This is a genomic window from Streptomyces sp. RerS4, from assembly GCF_023515955.1.
Classification (GTDB): domain Bacteria; phylum Actinomycetota; class Actinomycetes; order Streptomycetales; family Streptomycetaceae; genus Streptomyces.
This window is the reverse complement of sequence record NZ_CP097322.1, coordinates 5,636,277-5,658,696: the sequence shown is the minus strand read 5'-3', so window position 1 is coordinate 5,658,696 and position 22,420 is coordinate 5,636,277. Positions and strand designations below refer to the sequence as shown.

Genomic DNA, 22,420 nt, shown 5'->3' with positions numbered 1-22,420 from the left:
GCCTCCGACTGGTGACGACGCACGAACGGGCCGGGAGGCCCACCCCTCCCAGGGTGATCTCCCGGCCCGTGACGTGCAACCGCGCGATCCGGCCGTGTCAACGGCGGCGCCGGGTGTCGGACCAGTCGGACTGCCGGTCGGACTGCCGGTTTGACTAGTCGACGGTGGCGGCCGGCTCGTCCTCGTAGCGGCCGTCCAGCTTGGCGACGAGGCCGGTGACCTGCCGGGCGATGTCCGGGGCGGTCAGACCGATCTCGGCCATGATCTCCTTGCGCAGCGCGTGGTCGAGGAAGCGCTGCGGGATGCCGAAGTCGCGCAGCGGCACGTCGACGCCCGCGTCGCGCAGGGCCTGCGAGACGGCGGAACCGACGCCGCCGGTGCGGCCGTTGTCCTCGACGGTGACGACGACCCGGTGCCGGTCCGCGAGCGGGGCCAGGGCCTCGTCCACGGGCTTGACCCAGCGGGGATCGACGACGGTCGAGGAGATGCCCTGCTTGTCGAGGAGATCGGCGATCTCCAGGCACATCGGGGCGAGCGCGCCCACCGAGACGATGAGTACGTCCGGCCGGGTGACTTCGGGCGCCGGGGTGCGCAGGACGTCCATGCCGCCGATCCGGCCGACGGCCGGTACGGCCGGGCCGACGACGCCCTTGGAGTAGCGCACGACGGTCGGCGCGTCCTTGACCTCGACGGCCTCGCGCAGCTGCGCGCGCAGCTGCTCGGCGTCGCGCGGGGCGGCCAGGCGCAGGCCGGGCACGACCTGGAGGATGGACATGTCCCACATGCCGTTGTGGGAGGCGCCGTCGTCACCGGTGACGCCGGCGCGGTCCAGGACGAAGGTGACGCCGCACTTGTGCAGGGCCACGTCCATGAGGACCTGGTCGAAGGCGCGGTTGAGGAAGGTGGCGTAGACGGCGAAGACCGGGTGGACGCCGCCGGTGGCCAGGCCGGCGGCGGAGGTGGCGCCGTGCTGCTCGGCGATGCCGACGTCGTAGATCCGGTCCGGGAAGGCCTCGGCGAACTTGTGGAGGCCGACCGGGTGGAGCATGGCGGCGGTGATGCCGACGATGTCCTCGCGCTCGTGGCCGAGCTTGACCATCTCGTCGGCGAAGACGGAGGTCCAGCTCGCGGCGGCGGTCTTCACCGGCAGGCCGGTGTCCGGGTGGATGACGCCGACCGCGTGGAAGCGGTCCGCCTCGTGCTCCAGGGCCGGGGTGTAGCCGCGGCCCTTCTGGGTGAGGCAGTGGACGATGACCGGGCCGCTGAAGCGCTTGGCGCGCTGCAGGGCGGATTCCAGGGCCTCGATGTCGTGGCCGTCGATGGGGCCGATGTACTTCAGGCCGAGGTCCTCGAACATGCCCTGCGGGGCGATGAAGTCCTTCAGGCCCTTCTTGGCGCCGTGCAGGGTCTCGAAGAGCGGCTTGCCGACGACCGGGGTGCGCTCCAGGAGCTCCTTGCCGCGGGCCAGGAAGCGCTCGTAGCCGTCCGTGGTGCGCAGGGTCGCCAGGTGGTTGGCGAGGCCGCCGATGGTGGGGCCGTACGAGCGCTCGTTGTCGTTGACGACGATGACCAGCGGGCGGTCCTTGGCGGCGGCGATGTTGTTCAGCGCCTCCCAGGCCATGCCGCCGGTCAGGGCGCCGTCGCCGATGACGGCTGCGACGTGGTGGTCCTCGCGGCCGAGCACCTCGTTGGCCTTGGCGAGGCCGTCGGCCCAGCCCAGGACGGTCGAGGCGTGCGAGTTCTCGATGACGTCGTGGTCGGACTCGGCGCGCGAGGGGTACCCGGAGAGGCCACCCTTGGAGCGCAGGTTGCCGAAGTCCTGGCGGCCCGTGAGCAGCTTGTGGACATAGGCCTGGTGGCCGGTGTCGAAGAGGACCTTGTCCTTGGGCGATTCGAAGACCCGGTGCAGGGCGATCGTCAGTTCGACCACGCCGAGGTTGGGGCCGAGGTGCCCGCCGGTCTTGGAGACGGCGTCGACGAGGAAGGACCTGATCTCTGCGGCGAGCTGGTTGAGCTCGTCCTGGCTGAGCCGGTCCAGATCGCGCGGTCCCTTGATGCGGGTCAGCAGCACCCGTGCCTCCTTGCAGTTGCTTGCTGGTCTGTCGAGTCTAATGTTCCGCTGGCGCGGGTCGTCATCGGGCCGTACCGGCAGGGTCACACCTTTGTCATACCTGTACGCCTGATCGCCCCACGACACCTCCCATACGGGCGTATACCCGCACAAGGGTGCGGGGACGTGCACGCACGGGTGCCCGGTGCCACACGCGGTGGCACCGGGCACTGTGACGGTCCTTACCAGGCGGGGCCGGGCGTCAGGCGCGTCCGGCCGTCTTCTGGGTCTTGCGGGTGACCGAGTCGATGACGACGGTGGCGAGCAGGACCGCGCCCGTGATCATGTACTGGATCGGGGTCGCGATGCCCTCCAGGGCCAGACCGTACTGGATGGAGGTGATGACCATGACGCCGAGGAGGGCGTTCCAGGTCCGGCCCCGGCCGCCGAAGAGGCTGGTGCCGCCGATGACGGCCGCGGCGATGACGTTCATCAGCAGGTCGCCGGCGCCGGCGCTCTGGTTGGCCGCCGCGATCTTGGAGGCCCAGAAGAGGCCGCCGACGGCGGCGAAGGTGCCCGCGATGGCGAACACGGCGATGCGGATCCCGGCCACGTTGATGCCCGCGCGGCGGGAGGCCTCGACGCTGCCGCCGAGGGCGAAGACGTTGCGGCCGAAGGTGGTGCGGCGCAGCAGGAAGTCCGTGCCCACGAGTGCCAGCACGAAGAGGACGACCGCCAGCGGCAGGCCCTTGTACTGGTTGAACACGACGGCGGGGCCGAAGGTGAAGACGGCCAGGACGCCGGTGCGCAGCAGGATCTCGGTGAGCTGCCGCGAGGGGACCCCCGCGGCCTCCCGCCGGCGGTTGTCGAAGAAGGTGGCGAGGAAGTACGCCGCCACGGCGACGGCCGCGAGTCCGTAGCCGGCGGCCACGTCCGAGAAGTAGTACGTGGTGAGCCGGCCGACGACGCCCTCGGAGTCGAGGTTGATGGTGCCGTTGCTGCCGAGGATCTGGAGCATGGCGCCGGACCAGAACAGCAGGCCCGAGAGGGTGACGGCGAAGGCGGGGGCGCCGATCTTGGCGAAGAAGAAGCCGTGGATCGAGCCGATCAGGGCGCCGCCGGCCAGCGCGGCGAGGATCGCGACCCATTCGTTCACGCCGTGGGTGACGGCGAGGACGGCGACGATCGCGCCGGAGACACCGCTGACGGAGCCGACCGACAGGTCGATCTCGCCGAGCAGCAGCACGAAGATGATGCCGACGGCCATCATGCCGGTGGCGACCATCGTGATCGCGATGTTGGTGAGGTTCTCCGGGGAGAGGAAGTTCGAGTTCAGGCCCTGGAAGATGCTCCAGATGATGATCAGGCCGAGGACGACGGGGACGGAGCCCAGGTCGCCGGCCTTGAGCTTGCGGCGGAACTCGTTCAGGTAACCGGAGAGGCCCTGCTCGCGGACGAGCAGACGGGGGTCCACCGCGGGGATCGCGTCGGCGGCGGCGGCCGGGTTGACCGGGTCGACGTGTCCGTCGAGGTCGGTCGCCGCGCCCGACGGGCCCTTGCCCAGCGGATCGGTGGCGGGGTTGTGGGTGCTCACTTGCGGGCCTCCCCGGTGCGGGCCGCCCGGCGGGTCACGGCGTTGTCCGTGGCCCCGGTGATGGCGGAGATGATCTCTTCCTGCGAGGTGTCGGCGACGTTGAAGACACCGTTGTTGCGGCCCAGCCGCAGTACCGCCACCTTGTCGGCGACGGCCTTCACATCGGCCATGTTGTGGCTGATGAGGATCACGGCGTGGCCGCGCTCGCGCAGCCGCTCCACGAGGTCGAGCACCTGTGCGGTCTGCTCGACGCCGAGGGCGGCGGTGGGCTCGTCGAGGATGACGAGCTGGGGCTCGCCCAGCATGGAGCGGGCGATCGCCACGGTCTGGCGCTGACCGCCGGAGAGCGAGGCGATGGGGATCCGGACGCTGGGGATCCGGATGGACAGGGTGGTCAGGAGCTCGCGGGCGCGGCGCTCCATCTCCACCTCGTCCAGGACGCCGAAGCGCTTGAGCTCGCGGCCGAGGAAGAGGTTGCCGACGACGTCGATGTTGTCGCACAGCGCGAGGTCCTGGTAGACCGTCGCGATGCCCAGGTTCTGGGCGTCGTGGGGCTTGTCGATGGAGACCGGACGGCCCTCCCACTCGATGACTCCGTCATCGATGGGGTGCACGCCGGCGATCGTCTTGACCAGCGTGGACTTGCCGGCGCCGTTGTCGCCCACCAGGGCGACCACCTCACCGGAGTGGATCTCGAGTTCTACGTCGGTCAGGGCCTGGACGGCGCCGAACCGCTTCGAGACCCCTCGCAACGCCAGCACGGGCGCAGCGGACACATGAACCATCTCCTTCGCCGCCTGACCGGCGGGGATGTCGTGCAAAAGAGCAGGAGCGGGGCGAATGGGGGAACGATTCTGCCCGGCGCCCCGCCGGTGGCGGGGTGGAGAAGGCGGGGAGCCGGGCAGGGCGTGGGGGCCGGTCCCCCGAGGGGGAGGCGGCGTGGCCTTACTTGAGGCCGAGGGCGGCGCAGGCGGCCGCGTACTTCTCGGTGCAGATCTCCTCGACCTTGTAGACGCCGTCCTTGACGACGGTGTCCTTGATGTTGGCCTTGGTGAGCGAGACGACCGGGATCAGCACGGAGGGGACGCCCTTGGCGGTGGGGCTGTCGACCTTGTTGTTGATGATGCCGTCGACCTTCTCGCCCTTGGCGAGGGCGACGGCCATCTCGGCGGCGGCCGTGGCCTCGGGGGCGTACGGCTTGTAGACGCTCATGAACTGCTCACCGGCGACGATCCGCTGCACACCGGCGAGTTCGGCGTCCTGGCCCGTGACGGGGGGCAGGGGGGACAGGCCGGCCGCCTTGAGGGCGGTGATGATGCCGCCGGCCATGCCGTCGTTGGCGGAGTAGACGCCGATGACCTTGTCCTTGCCGAGCGCGGAGAGGGCGCCCGCCATGTTGGTGTTGGCGTTCTCCGGCTTCCACTCGACGGTGTCGTACTCCTTGCCGATGTTCACCTTGCCGTCGAGGACGGAGTGCGCGCCCTTCTTGAACAGCGCGGCGTTCGGGTCGGTGACGGAGCCGTTCATCATGACGATCTGGCCGTCCTTGGCCTTGTCGCCCAGCGCCTCCAGCAGGGCCTTGCCCTGGACCTTGCCGACCTCTTCGTTGTCGAAGGAGGTGTAGGCGTCGATCGGGCCCTCGGCGAGGCGGTCGTAGGCGACGACCGGGATGCCCGCGTCCTTGGCCCGCTTGACGGCGCCGGCGATGGCCTTGGCGTCGACCGCGTCCAGGATCAGGACGTCCACCTTGTTGGTGATCATCGTGTCGACCTGCGAGTTCTGCGCGGTCGCGTCCTGCTTGGCGTTGGCGTAGACCACTTCGGCCTTACCGCCGGTGAGGTCGGCGACCTTCTTCTCGATCAGCGGCTTGTCGAACTTCTCGTAGCGCGCCGTCTGGTTCTCCGGCAGGAGCAGGCCGACCTTGATGGCGTCGCCCTTGGCGGCGCCCGAGTCCTTCGGCTTGTCGCCGGCCTCCTTGGCACTGCCACAGGCTGCCAGCGAAACGGCCATGGCACCGGCGGCGACGGCTACGGCGGCTCTACGCATACGCGCGTTCATGGGGGAACCTCCCTGACGAGGCCGCAACGCTGCGGCCGAGGTGGATGTGAGTCAACCCCGGCCGCAAGTTTGTCGTCAAGGAGTGAATCCTTAACGAGATGACAACGGTGCCATCCGTTATCTAACTGAAGACATGACGGCGGGCGCTCGCACCCCAACCCCATTTTCCGCCAAAAGCGTTGAATCGCCCATCTCGCTCAGGACGAGCGCCAGCGCCCCGAGCACCTCCGCCCGACTGCCCAGCGAGCCCGTCAGGACCGACAGCTGCCGCGCCGCGCTCGGGATCGCGTACCTCCCCACGGATTCACGGATGGGAGCCAGGACGAGTTCACCCGCCTCGGCGAGCGATCCGCCGAGGACCACCCGGCTCGGGTTCAGGAGGTTGCACAGGCTGGCCACTCCGCTGCCGATGTGCCGGCCCACGTCGGTGACCACGCGACGGCAGCCGGGGTCGCCCTCCCGGGCCAGTTCGACCACGCCCTCCATGGTCAACTCCGGGCCGTGGCTGCCCTGGAGGAGGGGCAGCACGTAGCGGGCGGCGGCGAAGGTCTCCAGGCAGCCGCGGTTGCCGCAGCGGCAGACGGGGCCGGATTCGTCCAGGGTGATGTGCCCGATCTCGCCGGCGGTGCCCCCCGGACCGCGGTAGATCTGACCGTTGATCACCAGGCCGGCGCCGACACCGCTCGCGACCTTGATGTACGCGAGGTCCTTGACCCCGCGCCCACTGCCCCAGACCAGTTCGCCGAGGGCGCCGAGGTTCGCGTCGTTGTCCACGTAGACGGGCACCCCGAGCCGCTGCGAGAGCTCCTGGCGCGGATTGATCCCGGCCCAGCCCGGCAGGATGGCGGTGGAGCCCAGCGTGCCGGACTCGACGTCGATGGGGCCGGGGACGCCGAGCCCGACCCCGATGACCTTGTCCCGGCCCACGCCGATGCCCTCGATCAGCCGCCCGACCAGTGCTTCCGCCCGGTCGAAGCCGTCCACCCAGGAGGCGTCCACGTCCAGCGGCTCGGACTCCTCGGCCAGCACCTGGTGGGCGAGGTTGCCGACGGCGACCCGCAGGTGGGTGTGGCCGAAGTCCACGCCGATGACGATGCCCGCGTCCCCGCTGAGGGAGACGCTGCGGGCCCGCCGGCCACCGGCCGAGGTGTCGGTGACCTCCACCGTCCCGCCGTCCTTGAGCTCACGGACGATGTTGGAGACCGTGGCCGCCGACAGTCCGGTCGTGCGGGCGATCTCCGCCTGCGTGAGCGAACCCGCGAGGCGTACGGCGCGCACGACCCGTTCGAGGTTCGCGCGATGCAGTGACGACTGCGATCCGGGAGTCTGCACGACTCATCCACTCCTGCCCATAAGCGACGGCCGGCCGTCGCCCCCCGGCCGGGCGCCCTGGCTGCGAGCTCCGAGACCCCGGCGTCTCTCCAACTTGTGAAGCTTAAGTCGAGCCTTTGGCCTCCCGGACGTCAAGAGGCTGAGGCGACCCCAAGGGGACAGATCCGACCAAAAGGGGGAACAGCGGCACGCCGAGATCGGGCTACGGTCGCTGAGGCACCGATCATCTGCGACTTTTCGGTCGGATCAGCGCGTAGGCACGCCGGCGCCTTCTGCCGCTCCGTGCATCTTTTCATTCCTTACGCATGCCCCGCACCTTGTGCCGACCCGCGTCACCCATGCCCGTCGGCCCGACAGCGGCCCGTCGGCACCTGGCCGTGGGAACGAGGGCGGGCCGAGGAGGTGGTCCCCGGCCCGTCCGCTACTTGAGGGTGGCGGAGGTCAGTCCGGCCTGGATCTGGCGCTGGAAGGACAGGTAGACCACCAGCATCGGGATCATCGCGATGGTCACGCCGGCGAACAGCACCGGCAGGTCCGTCTCGTAGCCCATCTGGTACTGGAGTTGGATCAGGCCCTGGGTGAGCATGTAGCGCTCGGGGTCCGATCCGCTCTGGGGCTGCATCAGCACGGAAGGCAGGATGTACTGGTTCCACTGGCCCAGGACATTGAATATCCCCACGCTGATCAGGCCCGGCTTGGCCATCGGCAGCATCACCTGGAAGAAGATCCGGGTGTCGGAGGCCCCGTCGATCACCGCCGCCTCGTGCACCGCCGTCGGCAGCGTCCGGAAGAAGGAGTGCATGAAGAAGACGGTGAAGGGCATCGAGTAGGCGACGTAGACCAGGATCAGACCCTGGTAGGTATTGAGCATGTCCAGGCGTTTGACCATGAAGAACAGCGGCACGAGCGCCAGGAACACGGGGAACATCGCCCCGCTGACGAAGAAGTAGTAGATGATCCGGTTCCCCCGGAAGGGGTAGCGGGCCAGGACGTACGCCGCCATCGAGCCGAGCAGCATGGTCAGCGGGACGGAGAAGGCCAGCACGATCAGCGTGTGGCCGAAGTATCCGCCGATGCCCTTGTCCCAGGCGCGGCCGAAGGCGTCGAAGTGCCAGTTGGAGGGCCAGCTGAGGGCGGAGCCGCCGATCTGGGAGTCGGTCTTGAACGAGCCGAGCGCCAGCCAGATCAGGGGCAGGACGATCAGTATCGCCCAGACGGCGAGGAAGCCGTGGGAGAAGACGTTGAGCACCACGCCCTCGGAGCCGGTCCTCCCGGCTTCCTTCGGCCTGCCGTCGCCGCCGGGCCTCTCGGCCGCGGACTCGCCGGGGGCCTTGATCACTGTGGTCATGGGGGTCTCCCGCTCAGAACTCGATGCGCTCGCGGCGGGTGGCGCGCAGCGTGACGACGGAGAGGATCATGGTCAGGACCAGCATCACGACGCCCATGGCGCACGCGTAGCCGCTCTTGCCGAAGTAGAGGAAGTTGCGCATCAGGACGGTGGCCATGACCTCGCTGTGGTGGTCGGGGCCGCCGCCGAACTGGCCGGAGGTCATGGTCGACACCAGGACGAACATGTCCATGGCGGCGATGCCCAGGTAGACCGCCGAGGTCTGTACGGAGTCCCAGAGCAGCGGCAGCGTGACCCGCAGGAAGGTCTGGGCGCGGCCGGCGCCGTCGAGCAGGGCGGCCTCGTAGATGTCCTTGGGGACGGACTGCATGGCGGCCGAGAACAGGACCAGGTAGAAGCCAACGCCGTGCCAGACCACCACGAGCAGCAGGCACCACAGGACGAGGTTCGGCTGGTTGAGCCATTCGACCGGGCGGGCCGGGTCGACGAGGCCGATCTTGGCGAGGAATCCGTTCAGCAGGCCACCCGTGTCGCTGCGGTACACGGCGCCGAAGAGGACGGCGAGGATGGCGAGGGAGAGCACCTGCGGGAAGAAATAGACGATCTTGTAGACGGCCGATCCGCGCACGCCCCGCACTCCGCCGGCCCCGCTGCGCCCTCCGGCGTTCACCATGAAGGCGAAGAAGAGGGCGAGCAGGATGGTGATCGTGGGGACGAACACCAGGAGCAGCAGGTTGTGCCAGAGGGCGCCGCGGAAGACCTCGTCCTTCATCAGCGCCGAGTAGTTCTCCAGGCCGACGAAGTCGAACGTCGGTGACTGGCCCGACCAGTTGGTGAAGGAATAGCCGAACGTCTGGATGTACGGCCAGATGACGAAAGTCAGATACAGGGCGAGCGGCAGGATGAGGAAGCCGGTGATGAAGCCGGTCCGTCCCTTGCCCCTGGCTACTTGGCTCATGGTGTCCGTCCCTGATGACGCTGCCGGTGGGCGTGGGGTCAGCTGCGGCGGTTGTTCTTGGCGTTGGGGTCCTTGGCAGCCTTGTCTACCGCGGCCTGCGCCCGCTTGATCCACTCCTTTGGCTGGATCCGCTGGGCCATCAGCTCGTTGGACGCGTTCTGGATCTCGGCGTCCATCTCGCTGTACCAGTCGGGGTACAGGTAGTTGAAGGTGTTCGACCCGGCCGTCTTGACGGCGGCGACGGCCGATGCCGTGCCCGGACGGAGCTTGACGTTCGGGTCGACGCCGTCCTTGACGACGGTGAGGGAGTTGGCCTGCTGGGCGAAGAGGGTCGACCATTCGCGGGAGATCATGGAACGCAGGAACTCCTGGCCGCCGGCCTTGTTGGCGGCCTTCTCCGGGACGATGAACGGCTCGCCCGCGCCGGCCCGGATGGCCTCGAAGGGCAGCTTGCTGTCGGCGAGCGTCGGCACCGGCAGGAACTTCATGTCGAAGTCGTCCGGGGTCTGCTTGAGCTGCTCGTTCTCCAGCCAGGAGCCGGAGGGGATGAACGCCGCCTTGTACTGGTTCCAGGCGGTCTGGGACTCCGTGTGGGTGAGGCCGTTGGTGCCGGGCATGAGGTAGCCCTTCTCGACCACCTCGTAGACCGCCTCCACGGCGGCCAATGCGGCGGGGTTGCCCTCGAAGGCGTTCGGCGCCAGGTTGTCGATGGCCTTCATGGCCTCCAGACCGCCCTTCTTGGCGATCAGGTCCATGATGACGACGTTGATGTAATACGGGTACTTGCCCTGGTGGGCCAGGCCGCCGATGCCGGCTTCCTTGGCCTTGGCGCAGACGGCCAGGAACTCGTCCCAGGTCTTCGGCTCGGTCCAGCCCTTCTCCTTGAAGAGCTTGCCGGAGTACCAGAAGCCGTAGACCGTGTAGACGTAGTAGAGGGCGACGAACTTGCCGCCTTGCGTGCCCTGTTCGACGGTGCCCGCGATCAGCATGTCGCGGACCTTCTTGCTCGGGTCGTCGAGCGAGGGGGCGTCGAGCACGGCGGTGAGGTCGGCGAGCTGGCCGCCCTTGGCGAGGACGTCGATCTTGATCTGCTGGGCGCCGGAGTCGTCGACGACGTCCGGCGGGTTGCCCCCGTTGAAGCGGGGCTGGAGCTTGGCGGCGATCTCCTGGGTGCCCAGGTGGGAGCTGGTGGTGCCCCACTTCTTGTCGAAGGCGGCCTCCCAGGCCTTCGCGTAGTCGTCGCCGAATCCGCCCTTGAAGACGACCACGTCGAGCTTGCCGCCCTTGGCGACGCCGAACGGGTTCTCCTTGGACACGAGCCCCTTGTCCGGGCCCTTCGTGGAGCCGTCCTCACCGCCGGAGGCGCAGGCGGACAGGAAGCTCATCGTCGGCACGGAGATCAGTCCGAGCGCCGCGGAACGCTTGATCAGATCACGGCGGCCGAGGCCCTCACCGGTGGATCCCATGCTCATGTTCCTCGCCTTCGTCAGGATTGGGGCACAGGTATAGTCCACTTCCGCTTCGCTCAGCAAGATCGTGCACAAGGATCGTTCCCGGCTTTTCCGAGTTGAGACCTGTCCGTCATCCGATTCCCCCGCCCCGAAAAGCGGAAGGGCCGCACCCCCTTGACGGGGGTACGGCCCTATGGTGCCGACAACCGGCGGATCGCTCCGCCTGGCGCGCCCTTAGCCTCGGATGAGGTTGCGGAGCACGTACTGCATGATGCCGCCGTTGCGGTAGTAGTCGGCCTCACCCGGCGTGTCGATGCGGACGACCGCGTCGAACTCCACGCCCGTGTCGGTGGTGACCTTGACCGTGCGCGGGGTGGTGCCGTTGTTCAGCTCCTCCACACCGGTGAAGGAGAAGGTCTCCTCGCCGGTGAGGCCCAGGGAGGCCGCGGTGGCGCCCTCGGGGAACTGCAGGGGCAGGACGCCCATGCCGATCAGGTTCGAGCGGTGGATGCGCTCGTAGGACTCGGCGATGACGGCCTTGACGCCGAGCAGCGCGGTTCCCTTGGCGGCCCAGTCGCGGGAGGAGCCGGAGCCGTACTCCTTGCCCGCCAGGATGACCAGCGGGATGCCGGCGGCCTGGTAGTTCTGGGAGGCGTCGTAGATGAAGGAGACCGGCGCGCCCTCGACGGTGAAGTCGCGGGTGAAGCCGCCCTCGGTGCCCGGCGCGATCTGGTTGCGCAGGCGGATGTTGGCGAACGTACCGCGGATCATGACCTCGTGGTTGCCGCGGCGGGAACCGTACGAGTTGAAGTCGCGGCGCTCGACGCCGTGCTCGGTGAGGTACTTGCCGGCCGGGGTGTCGGCCTTGATCGCACCGGCCGGGGAGATGTGGTCGGTGGTGACCGAGTCGCCCAGCTTCGCCAGCACGCGGGCGCCGGCGATGTCGGAGACCGGGGTGGTCTCCATCGTCATGCCCTCGAAGTAGGGGGGCTTGCGGACGTAGGTGGACTGCGGGTCCCACTCGAAGGTGTTGCCGGTCGGGATCGACAGCGCCTGCCACTGGGCGTCGCCCGCGAAGACGTCCTGGTAGGACTTGTTGAACATGTCCTCGCCGATGGCGTTCGCCACGACGTCGTTGACCTCGGCCTCGGAGGGCCAGATGTCCTTGAGGAAGACCGGGTTGCCCTCGGTGTCGATGCCGATGGCCTCGGTGGTGATGTCCACCTTCATGGAGCCCGCGATGGCGTACGCGACGACCAGCGGCGGGGAGGCCAGGTAGTTCATCTTGACGTCGGGGTTGATGCGACCCTCGAAGTTGCGGTTGCCCGAGAGGACCGAGGTGACCGCGAGGTCGTGCTCGTTGATCGCCTTCGAGATCTCCTCGTCCAGCGGACCGGAGTTGCCGATGCAGGTGGTGCAGCCGTACCCGACGAGGTTGAAGCCCATCTTGTCGAGGTACGGGGTCAGGCCGGCCTTGTCGAAGTAGTCGGTGACGACCTTCGAGCCCGGGGCCAGGGTGGTCTTGACCCAGGGCTTGCGGGTCAGGCCCTTCTCGACCGCCTTCTTGGCCACGAGCGCCGCGGCGACCATGACGTAGGGGTTCGAGGTGTTGGTGCAGGAGGTGATCGCGGCGACGGTGACGGCGCCGTGGTCGATCTCGAACGAGGTGCCGTCGGCCAGGGTGACCTGGGTGGGCTTCGACGGGGCGCCGTTCGGGTGGTTCGCCGGGGCGTCGGAGGCCGGGAAGGACTCCTTGCCCGCCTCGTCCACGTCGTCGACGTAGTTGCGCACGTCCTGCGCGAACTGCTCGGCGGCGTTGGCGAGGACGATGCGGTCCTGCGGACGCTTCGGGCCGGCGATGGAGGGGACGACCGTGGAGAGGTCGAGCTCCAGCTTCTCGGAGAAGTCCGGCTCGGCGGCCGGGTCCAGCCACAGGCCCTGCTGCTTGGCGTACGCCTCGACCAGGGCGACCTGCTGGGCGTCACGGCCCGTCAGGCGCAGGTACTTCAGCGTCTCCTCGTCGATCGGGAAGATCGCGGCGGTGGAGCCGAACTCCGGCGACATGTTGCCGATGGTGGCGCGGTTCGCGAGGGAGGTGGCGGCGACGCCCTCACCGTAGAACTCGACGAACTTGCCGACGACGCCGTGCTTGCGCAGCATCTCGGTGATGGTCAGCACCAGGTCGGTGGCGGTGGTGCCGGTGGGCAGCTCGCCGGTCAGCTTGAAGCCGACGACGCGCGGGATCAGCATGGAGACCGGCTGGCCGAGCATCGCGGCCTCGGCCTCGATGCCGCCGACGCCCCAACCGAGCACGCCGAGGCCGTTGACCATCGTGGTGTGCGAGTCGGTGCCGACGAGGGTGTCGGGGTAGGCCACACCGTTACGGACCATGACCGTGCGGGCCAGGTGCTCGATGTTGACCTGGTGGACGATGCCGGTGCCCGGGGGGACGACCTTGAACTCGTCGAAGGCGGTCTGGCCCCAGCGCAGGAACTGGTAGCGCTCCTTGTTGCGGCCGTACTCCAGCTCCACGTTCTGGGCGAACGCGTCGTTGGTGCCGAACTTGTCGGCGATGACGGAGTGGTCGATGACCAGCTCGGCCGGCGCCAGCGGGTTGATCTTCGACGGGTCGCCGCCGAGCTCCTTCACGGCCTCACGCATCGTGGCGAGGTCGACGACGCAGGGGACGCCGGTGAAGTCCTGCATGATCACGCGGGCCGGCGTGAACTGGATCTCCTGGCTGGGCTGGGCCTGCGAGTCCCAGTTGCCGAGCGCCCGGATGTGGTCGGCGGTGATGTTCGCGCCGTCCTCGGTGCGGAGCAGGTTCTCCAGCAGGACCTTCAGGCTGTAGGGAAGGCGCGCGGCGCCCTCGACCTTGTCCAGCCGGAAGATCTCGTACGACTCGTCGCCCACCTGCAGCGTGCTGCGGGCGTCGAAGCTGTTCGCCGACACGACAGTCTCCTTCATGCATGATTCGCGCGTATAACCGCAATCCTGCCGCCACGCCCTCTGGCCAATCCGCTAAGGTAAGGCTAAGTTAGGTCACCCTTACCAGCGGGGGCGGCTGCGGTACGCCTTCGGCAGATATCTCGATGTCGAGATAACTCTAGTGCATCCCCGCGCCGTGGTCATGCGCGGCATGGGCGACATCACAGGTGAGCCCCCGCGAACCATCGGGGACGGCCCTACCGCGAGGACGTACGCACGGTCAGCGCGGCCGGGACGATCAGCCGGCTCGGCGGTTCGCCGTGCGTCTCCAGCAGCGCGGTCAGCGCGGCGACGGCACGTTCCCCGATCACTTCCGGCCGCAGCGTCACGGTGCTGACGGCCGGGTCGCCCGTCGCGTACGCGGGGTCCTCGCTCGCGCAGACGAGCCGCAGCTCCCGCGGGATCCGCAGCCGGTGCCGGGCCGCGGCGGCCAGCACCTGCCGGCCGCCCGGGTCGTACACGCAGTACACGGCGTCGGGCCGGTCTCGCCGGTCGGGCCCGGCGAACGCGGCGTCGAACGCGTGCCCCGCCGTGTCCTCGGGGTCGAAGGGGACCACCAGCGCCGCCGCCCCGCGCGCGGCGCACCAGCGGGTGTAGGCCGAGGTGACGGCCTCGGTGTAGTGCTCACGGCCGTACGCCGAATGCAGCGCGATCCGGCGGGCCCCGGAGGCGGCGAGGTGGTCGAGGACCTCGCGGGTGGTGGCCTCGTGGTCGTTGTCCACCCACACGTCCCCGGGGCGGAGGTCCGGGGGACGGCCGTCGAAGACCACCGGCAGGCCGCGCGCCCGCAGGGCCCGCAACACCGGGTCGCCTGCGGGACTGTCGAGCAGCAGCATCCCGTCGACGGCGAGGGTGTGCCAGAGCGGCTCGGCGCCCCGGTCGGCGGGCAGCACGGTGAGGGCGTAGCCCCGGGCGTGGGCGGCCGCGACGGCGGCGGTCAGCAGCCGCGAGAAGTAGGCGACCTCGACGAAGTTCCAGGCGGAGCCCCCGTACGTGGTGACGGCGAGGCCGAGCGTGCGGGTGCGGGGGCCGCGGCGGGCGCTGTAGCCGAGGGCGGCCGCCACCTCGCGGACCCGGCGGCGCGTGGACTCGCCGACGCGGCCGGTGCCGCCCAGCGCGTGCGAGACGGTCGCGGTGGAGACCTCCGCGGCGCGCGCGATGTCGGCGATGGTCGGTCCGGGCCCGTGCACGGGGTCATCGTACGGACGGGGGTGCGGATTTCGTCGGCGGCGGCGGGTTCTGGTTAAGGGGTTAATCACACAGTGTCCTGGCCACACCGACGTTTGGAGTGGCCATGACCCCTTCTTCCCCCCTGCCTTCCGCCCCCTCCTCCGCTTCCTCCCGGCCTTCCGCGCTGTCGCGCCGGGGGCTGCTGGCGGCCGCCTGCGCGGCGGGGGCGGCCGGTCTGCTGGGCGTGGGCCCGGCGGCCGCGTCCGGTTCCGCGTCCGGGTCCCCGTCCGGGTCCGCGTCCTCCGGCGGGCGCGGCTCGGCCGCCCTGGTGATCCGCAACGCCCGGGTGTTCACCGGGGCCACCGGCGGCGGCGCGCCGGTCGCGGCCGTCGCCGTCGGCCGGGACGGGACGATCCTGGCCACCGGGAGCGACGCGGCGCTGCGCCGGCACGTCGGGCGGGACACCGAGGTCGTCGACGCGCGCGGGAACACCGTGATGAGCGGCATCCACGACGGACACGTCCACCCCCTGGGCGCCGGCGACCGCTCCCTGCGCCCCTCCCTGGACGGCGCGGAGACCACCCTGCCCGAGCTGCGGGAGCTGCTGACCGGCTTCCTCGCCGACACCGGGGGCGCGGGCGCGGAGCCGGACGGGTGGCTCGTGGTGGAGGACTGGAACCCGGTCGGGCTGCTGCCGACCGGGACCACGCCGCACCACTCCCTGCTGGACGCCCTCGCCACCCGCAGACCCGTCGCGCTGGTCGGCGGCGACGGGCACAACCTCTGGGTGAACCGGCGGGCCTTGGACATCGCCGGGATCACGGCCGCCACGCCCGACCCGGTCGGCGGCCGGATCGTGAAGGGCCCGGACGGGCAGCCGACGGGCGTCCTGAAGGACGACGCCCAGGACCTGGTGAAGCGGCACATCCCGGAGCCCTCCCGGGCCGAACTGCTCGCGGCCTGCGCCGAGGTGCTGGAGCTGGCGGCCGCCTCCGGCGTCACGACGATGATGGACGCCCTGGTGGGACGGCACGAGCTGGAGCTCTACCAGGCCCTGGCGGCGGCGGGGAAGCTGCCTCAGCGGATCGTGCCGGCGATCCGGCTGGACGCGGAGCAGACCAAGGACCCGGCGGCCGCGCTGGCCTACGCGCGGGGGCTGCGCAAGGAGTTCGAGGGCGTACGGGGCCTGCGGTTCGGGATGGTCAAGGTGTTCCTGGACGGGGTCATCGAGTACCCGGCCCAGACCGCCGCGCTGCTGACGCCCTACCTGGACGGGAACGGCGAGCCGACCGCCAACCGGGGCGAGCTGTACACCTCGGCGGCCGACTACGGCCGACTGGCGGTGGCGTTCAACCGGGCCGGCTGGCAGCTGCACGCCCACGGCCTGGGAGACCGGGCGGTACGGACGGCTTTGGACGGATACGCCTATGCCCGCCGGGTCACCGGACAGCGGGACGCGCGCAACGCGGTGGCACACCTGCAGCTTGTGGACCCGGCGGACCTGCGGCGCTTCGCGCAGCTGGGCGTCGCGGCCTGCATGCAGCTCCAGTGGGCCGCGGAGGACACCTGGACGGTGGAGGCGCTGCTTCCGTACATCGGGCCGGAGCGCCACCGGTGGATGTACCCGGCGCGCAGCCTGGAGCGGGCGGGGGCGCGGCTGACGGGCGGCTCGGACTGGCCGGTGGACGCGCTCCAGGTGTGGAACCAGCTGCGGACCGCGGTCGACCGGCAGGGCGCGTACGGCAGGGGCGAGCTGTACCGGGAGCTGGAGGGGCTGAGCCGCGGCTCGGCGCTGCGGATGCACACGGCGGGTACGGCGTGGCAGCTCCGGCAGGAGGAGCTGACGGGGACGGTGGAGCCGGGCAAGGCGGCGGACCTGCTGGTGCTGGACCGGGATGTGACCCGCTGTCCGGTGGCCGACATCAGCGGGACCGGCGTACGGATGACCCTGATCGGCGGCCGGGTGGCGCACGACGCGGACTCGGCGGCCGGCCGGGCCGCGGCGGAACGGGCGGCCCGTGCGACGTCCCGCCCGCGCCCGGCCTCCTACACGGCGGTGCACGGCGGCGGCCGCCACCACGCCTGCGGCCACTGAGGGGGACCGGGGACCGGGACCTGGACCTGGACCTGGACCCATATGGCCAAACCGGGCAGACACCCGCAATTGCCCGAACAGGGGAGGTCGAACGTATCTGACGACGGATAACACCCGTCTGCCACACCCGACGCAGGGGTCATCTCATATCTGAGATACGGTGCACCCATGGCAGACGATTACCTCGAACGCATCGGCAAGCTCATCCGTGACGCCCGTCAGCACCGGGGCTGGACCCAGAGTCAACTCGCGGATGCGCTCGGCACGAGCCAGAGCGCCGTGAACCGCATCGAGCGCGGAAACCAGAACATCAGCCTTGAGATGATCGCCCGAATCGGTGAAGCGCTCGACAGCGAAATCGTCTCCCTGGGATACGCCGGACCGATGCACCTGCGCGTCGTCGGCGGCCGGCGCCTGTCGGGCGCCATCGACGTCAAGACGAGCAAGAACGCGTGCGTGGCGCTGCTGTGCGCCTCGCTGCTCAACAAGGGCCGCACGGTCCTGCGTCGGGTGGCGCGCATCGAGGAGGTCTACCGCCTCCTGGAGGTGCTGAACTCCATCGGCGTCCGCACCCGCTGGATCAACGACGGCGTGGACCTGGAGATCGTCCCGCCGGCCCGCCTCGACATGGACGCCATCGACGCGGACGCGGCCCGCCGCACCCGCAGCATCATCATGTTCCTGGGCCCCCTGCTGCACCGCATGGACCAGTTCCGGCTGCCGTACGCGGGCGGCTGCGACCTCGGCACCCGCACCATCGAGCCGCACATGATCGCCCTGCGCCGCTTCGGCCTGGACATCACCGCGACCGAGGGCATCTACCACGCGAAGGTGGCGGCCGGGGTCTCCCCCGGCCGTCCGATCGTGCTGACCGAGCGCGGGGACACCGTCACGGAGAACGCCCTGCTGGCCGCGGCCCGCCACGACGGCGTCACCGTCATCCGCAACGCGTCCTCCAACTACATGGTCCAGGACCTGTGCTTCTTCCTGGAGGCGCTGGGCGTCGAGGTCGAGGGCATCGGCACCACCACCCTCACCGTCCACGGCGTGCCCGTGATCGACGTCGACGTCGACTACTCCCCCTCCGAGGACCCGGTCGAGGCGATGAGCCTGCTGGCCGCCGCCGTGGTCACCGAGTCGGAGCTGACGATCCGCCGGGTGCCGATCGAGTTCATGGAGATCGAGCTCGCGGTCCTGGAGGAGATGGGCCTCGACCACGACCGCTCCGCCGAGTACGTCGCCGACAACGGCCGTACCCGCCTGGTCGACCTGACGGTCCGCCCCTCCAAGCTCGAAGCCCCGATCGACAAGATCCACCCCATGCCCTTCCCCGGGCTGAACATCGACAACGTCCCCTTCTTCGCCGCCATCGCGGCGGTCGCCCAGGGCCAGACGCTGATCCACGACTGGGTGTACGACAACCGGGCCATCTACCTGACCGACCTCAACCGCCTCGGCGGCCGCCTCCAACTCCTGGACCCCCACCGCGTCCTGGTCGAGGGCCCCACCCGCTGGCGCGCGGCCGAGATGATGTGCCCGCCCGCCCTGCGCCCGGCGGTGGTCGTCCTCCTCGCGATGATGGCGGCCGAAGGCACCTCGGTCCTGCGCAACGTCTACGTCATCAACCGCGGCTACGAGGAACTCGCCGAACGCCTCAACTCGGTAGGCGCCCAGATCGAGATCTTCCGCGACATCTGACGGAAGGGAGGGCGGCTCAGACGTCCAGGTGGCGGGTGTCGCCGAGGCGGGCCAGTTGGCGGTTGTGGAAGAAGTCGTCCTCGCGCAGGTGGGTGATGCTGCCCGAGGGGGCGCGGAGGTTGACGTGGCCGAGGGAGGCGAGCGGCATGCCGATCCAGGCCGCCACGATGAACGTCAGCGTGAAGCCGTGGGCGACGATGATCTGGTACTCGTAGGGGCGCCGGAGGATCTCGTCCATGGCCGCGTAGACGCGTTCCGCGAAGGCGCCTCGCGTCTCGGCGCCCTCGATGCCCTCGTCGTGTCCCATCCGGTCGCCGGTGGCCGGCGGGGGCACGAAGCGGCGGTCCAGCCATTCCTGGGGCCGGCCCTCGGCTTCCCCGTACGACTTCTCCCGTAGCCGGCGGTCCAGGACGGGCTCCACGCCGAACAGGGCGCCGATCTCCTCGGCGGTGCGGCGGGTCCGCTTCAGGTCCGAGGAGATCAGCTCCACGTCGGCGCCCTCGGGGATCTCGCTCCGCAGGGCGCGGGCGATGGCGGCCGCCTCCCGCAGGCCCTCGGGCGTGAGCGCCGAGTCGTGCCAGCCGCCGACCAGGCCCTCGACGTGGTGACTCGCTTCCGGATGGGTGACGACGTGGATGCTGCGCACCGGCGCGCCTCTCTCTCGGCTCTCTCGGAGTTCCGGCCCGACCTCGGGACGGTACCTCAGGGAAGGGACAGTTCCAGGACCATCAGCCCCCACAGCAGCCGGGCCTGGTCGCGGCGCAGCGCGTGCTCCGCGAGGACCTCCCGTACCGCCGCTTCGGCGATGAAGCCCGTACTGCGCAGGCGGGACGCGCCCAGGACGTCGGTGACGAACTCCCAGAGCTTGGTGCCCGGGGCCAGGAACGCGTCCACCGGAAAGGTGAAGGGCTGTTTCGTCCGGGTCCGCACCGCTTCCGGGATCAGGGCGCGGCCGGCGTCCCACAGGATCGGTTTGCGGCGGCTTCCGGAGACCTTCAGGGCGTCCGGGGTGCGCCGCGCGAAGTCCGTGACGGCCGGCTGGCAGTAGGGGACGCGGCCCTCGACCGCGTGCGCCATGGACAGGTGGTCGAGCTTGCGCAGGTTGAGGCCGGGCAGCTTGTGCAGCCGGTCGAAGGTCAGCAGCTGCTCCAGGCGCGAGGGGGCGGGTAGGCCCAGCAGCTCCAGCGCGCGCCGCCGGCTGCTGGTACCCGCGTCGAGGAACGCGCGGTACTCGGGCGTGTACAGCCGCCGGTAGCGCGCGTACGGGACCAGCGACAGTCGGTCGAGGTACTGCTCCCGCCAGGTGTCCGCGTCGGCGGCCAGCGCCGTGCTGTAGCGGCGGTAGCCGCCGAACTGCTCGTCGGCCCCGTCACCGACGAAGCAGACGCGGAAGGACCGCTCCGCGATCGCCTTGAACAGGACGTACGCGCTGAGCGCGTGCGGCGTGGCGTTCGGGGTGCCGAGCGCCGCCACCATGGGCGGTATCAGCTCGGGCAGTTCCGCCTCGCGGATCTCGACGACATCGAGCGGGATGCCGGCGTGGGCGGCGGCCTCGCGCGCGTAACCCTCCTCGTTCGAGGGATGGCCGCCCTCGTGGGTGACGTGGAAGCCGGTCACGTCGCGGCGCCGCCCGGCCAGCAGGGTGGCGAGGACGGCGGAGTCCAGTCCGCCGGAGAGCTGGACGGCCACGGGCGCCGACTGGAGGGACATCCGCGCCACTTCGTCGCTCAGCAGCGTGCCGAGGCGCTCCGGGGTGCGGCTCTCGTCCGGCGCCGGCGCGGGAACGGGCCGAGGCGGCCGGACGACGACGCTCCGGCCGTCGTGGACCAGCTGCTCGCCGGGACGCAGCGAGGCGACCCCGGCGTGCAGGGACGCACCCGGGGGCAGGCACTGCCAGTTCATGTAGTGGTCGACGGCGTACGGGTCCAGGCGCGGGCCCCGCGTCCGCAGGGCGGTGAGGCCGCCCGGCTCGGAGGAGAACGTGACGCCGCGCGCGGTGGCCTCGTAGTACAGGCTCTTGACGGCCAGCGGATCGCTCCACAGCTTCAACCGCCGCCCCTGGCGCAGGTCCACCAGGGCGATGGCGTACATGCCTTCGAGGCGGTCCACGAAGCGGTCGCCGTGCAGGGCGTAGTAGGGCAGCAGCACCGAGCCGTCCGAGTCGCCCTCGACGTGCACGCCGTGCGCGGCGAGTTCCTCCCTGATGGCACGGAAGTTGTAGATCTCCCCGTTGAACACCGCGTACGCCGAACCGTCCGCGGCGGCGAACGGCTGGCTGCCGTGCGCGGGGTCCTGGATCGCGAGGCGATTGCACCCCAGGCCCCAGTCCTCGCCCCGGACGTACTCCTGCCGGTCCGGGCCGCCCGGCAGTTGGGCGGCCCGCGCGGCGCGCATCGCGCGCGCGTCGAGATCGAATCCGAAGTAGCCGTAGATCCGGCACACGGGCGTCTCCCCCTCCCCCAGGTTCCTTCGGGTTCCTTCGGATTGCTTCGGGTTCGTCAGGCGGACTTGTTGTTCTCGCCGACGGGCGCCGTGCGTCCCTTCGCCCACTCCTGGAGCGGCAGGTGGTGCGCGGCGGCGGTGCGCGCGGTCATGGCGGTCAGCAGTTCGCGCAGCGGCGGCAGGCCGTCCTCGGCCTCGCGGGCGCGGAAGCAGTACTCGTTCGAGATCTCTGCGTTCCACCGCATGCTCTGGTGCAGTTCGTTCTTCAGCAGGTCGAGGAAGTCCCGGCGGCCGACGAACGCCTCGGCCTTGTCACGGGCCGCGCGGATCTCGGCGAAGGCCAGGTCGACGAGGTCGAGCCACTCCAGGACCGTCTCGCCCGCTTCGGCCCCTGCCGGCGGCCCGTAGGTGTTCAACCGGTTGAAGCGGCGGGTCAGCTCCTCGGGCAGCGGGAGCCGGGCCAGGAAGCGCGCCAGGTACTTCGGGTTCCGGTTGGTGTTGCCGTGCGCGTGCGTGAGGCCGCGGAAGGTGTCGACGCCCAGCTTGCGCGCCGCGACGAGGGCCGATTCGTGGTCGCCCTGCGCCCACATGCCGGCCAGGTCGCGGAAGTCGGGGTAGCTGCCGACGGCCGTACGGAAGGCCGTGTACGCGATCTCGCCGGGGCGTACCGAGCGGGTCAGTTCCTCGAACCCGACGGCGTTCGTCAGCGGGACGCCGTACGTGAGCCGTGACAGGACGCGGAAGTCGACGGCGGAGGCCGCGAATCCGGAGGACTTGCGGGCGCGGCCGCGCAGGTGCGCGTACAGCCGCGAGTGCGCGGCGAGCATGTCCGCGACCTCCTCGGCGGTCCAGTACTCGACGTCCACCCCGAGGAGGCTGTGGGGCAGGTAGTCGAAGCTGGCCTTCACGCGGTCGCCGCTCGTGTAGTACCGCATGTGCTCTGTACGAGGGAAGGTGTCCCGGCGGAAGCGGTCGTCCTTCGACCGGGCGATGACGCAGAAGTCGAAGTCCGAGGACGGGGTGCCCGAGCCGTCCACGAGCGAGCCCGACAGCATCAGGATGTCGCCCTCGACCAGGTGGATCTTGTCGAGGACCGCCTCCTCGTCGAAGTCGTCCATGCCGGTGATCGCGGCGATGTGCGTACGGAAGAAGAGCACGGCTGCCTGCCCCTCTCAGTCGGGGTACGGGTACGGGTACGGGTACGGGTACGGGTACGGATCCGCGTACGGGTCTACG

15 protein-coding genes are annotated in these 22,420 nt (G+C 70.1%); 2 read left to right on the top strand and 13 right to left on the bottom strand.

From position 1 onward, the window contains the following. Positions 1 to 154: 154 nt before the first annotated feature. The 10 genes from dxs to M4D82_RS26090 all read right to left on the bottom strand — a co-directional run bounded on the left by dxs (position 155) and on the right by M4D82_RS26090 (position 14,969). On the bottom strand, positions 155 to 2,071 hold the full coding sequence (dxs, locus tag M4D82_RS26135; RefSeq protein WP_249768372.1) for a 1-deoxy-D-xylulose-5-phosphate synthase: 1,917 nt from the start codon (positions 2,069 to 2,071) through the stop codon (positions 155 to 157). 241 nt (positions 2,072 to 2,312) lie between these two features. Beyond that, positions 2,313 to 3,614: a sugar ABC transporter permease gene (locus M4D82_RS26130; protein WP_502989090.1), complete on the bottom strand. Its 1,302-nt coding sequence runs from the start codon at positions 3,612 to 3,614 to the stop codon at positions 2,313 to 2,315. A 26-nt stretch (positions 3,615 to 3,640) separates the two neighbouring features. Then, on the bottom strand, positions 3,641 to 4,429 hold the full coding sequence (locus tag M4D82_RS26125) for an ATP-binding cassette domain-containing protein (protein WP_249768371.1): 789 nt from the start codon (positions 4,427 to 4,429) through the stop codon (positions 3,641 to 3,643). Positions 4,430 to 4,589: 160 nt separating this feature from the next. Continuing rightward, the gene (locus tag M4D82_RS26120; RefSeq protein WP_249768370.1) at positions 4,590 to 5,702 is read right to left on the bottom strand and encodes a sugar ABC transporter substrate-binding protein; all 1,113 of its coding nucleotides are present in this window, start codon (positions 5,700 to 5,702) and stop codon (positions 4,590 to 4,592) included. A 117-nt stretch (positions 5,703 to 5,819) separates the two neighbouring features. Continuing rightward, positions 5,820 to 7,034 carry an ROK family transcriptional regulator gene (locus M4D82_RS26115; protein WP_249768369.1) on the bottom strand — a complete coding sequence of 405 codons (1,215 nt, stop codon included), beginning with the start codon at positions 7,032 to 7,034 and terminating at the stop codon, positions 5,820 to 5,822. Between the two features lie 421 nt (positions 7,035 to 7,455). Then, entirely contained in the window at positions 7,456 to 8,382 is a 927-nt protein-coding gene (locus M4D82_RS26110) for a carbohydrate ABC transporter permease (RefSeq protein ID WP_249768368.1), read from the bottom strand. 13 nt (positions 8,383 to 8,395) lie between these two features. Continuing rightward, positions 8,396 to 9,340 carry a carbohydrate ABC transporter permease gene (locus M4D82_RS26105; protein WP_249768367.1) on the bottom strand — a complete coding sequence of 315 codons (945 nt, stop codon included), beginning with the start codon at positions 9,338 to 9,340 and terminating at the stop codon, positions 8,396 to 8,398. A gap of 38 nt (positions 9,341 to 9,378) precedes the next feature. After that, complete coding sequence (ngcE, locus tag M4D82_RS26100) at positions 9,379 to 10,806, bottom strand: N-acetylglucosamine/diacetylchitobiose ABC transporter substrate-binding protein (protein WP_502989089.1); 1,428 nt, start codon at positions 10,804 to 10,806, stop codon at positions 9,379 to 9,381. Between the two features lie 219 nt (positions 10,807 to 11,025). Next, entirely contained in the window at positions 11,026 to 13,743 is a 2,718-nt protein-coding gene (acnA, locus tag M4D82_RS26095; RefSeq protein ID WP_283844509.1) for an aconitate hydratase AcnA, read from the bottom strand. Between the two features lie 233 nt (positions 13,744 to 13,976). Then, a complete protein-coding gene (locus M4D82_RS26090) occupies positions 13,977 to 14,969 on the bottom strand; it encodes a LacI family DNA-binding transcriptional regulator (RefSeq protein WP_249768364.1) in 993 nt (330 codons plus the stop codon). Positions 14,970 to 15,073: 104 nt separating this feature from the next. Between M4D82_RS26090 and M4D82_RS26085 the strand changes: the two genes are divergently transcribed. After that, entirely contained in the window at positions 15,074 to 17,044 is a 1,971-nt protein-coding gene (locus M4D82_RS26085) for an amidohydrolase (protein WP_249768363.1), read from the top strand. A gap of 168 nt (positions 17,045 to 17,212) precedes the next feature. Further along, positions 17,213 to 18,742 (top strand): helix-turn-helix domain-containing protein, encoded by a 1,530-nt coding sequence (locus M4D82_RS26080; RefSeq protein ID WP_249768362.1) that lies wholly within the window; start codon positions 17,213 to 17,215, stop codon positions 18,740 to 18,742. A gap of 16 nt (positions 18,743 to 18,758) precedes the next feature. On the opposite strand, the gene M4D82_RS26075 is transcribed toward M4D82_RS26080, so the two are convergent. From M4D82_RS26075 to M4D82_RS26065, 3 genes are read right to left on the bottom strand one after another with little or no spacing between them, the layout of a single operon-like run. Next, entirely contained in the window at positions 18,759 to 19,388 is a 630-nt protein-coding gene (locus M4D82_RS26075; protein ID WP_249768361.1) for a histidine phosphatase family protein, read from the bottom strand. A gap of 56 nt (positions 19,389 to 19,444) precedes the next feature. Then, positions 19,445 to 21,184, bottom strand: a complete 1,740-nt coding sequence (asnB, locus tag M4D82_RS26070) for an asparagine synthase (glutamine-hydrolyzing) (RefSeq protein WP_249768360.1) — start codon at positions 21,182 to 21,184, stop codon at positions 19,445 to 19,447. A gap of 56 nt (positions 21,185 to 21,240) precedes the next feature. Next, positions 21,241 to 22,341, bottom strand: coding sequence for a hypothetical protein (locus M4D82_RS26065; RefSeq protein WP_249768359.1), 1,101 nt, complete (start codon positions 22,339 to 22,341; stop codon positions 21,241 to 21,243). Positions 22,342 to 22,420 lie beyond the last annotated feature (79 nt).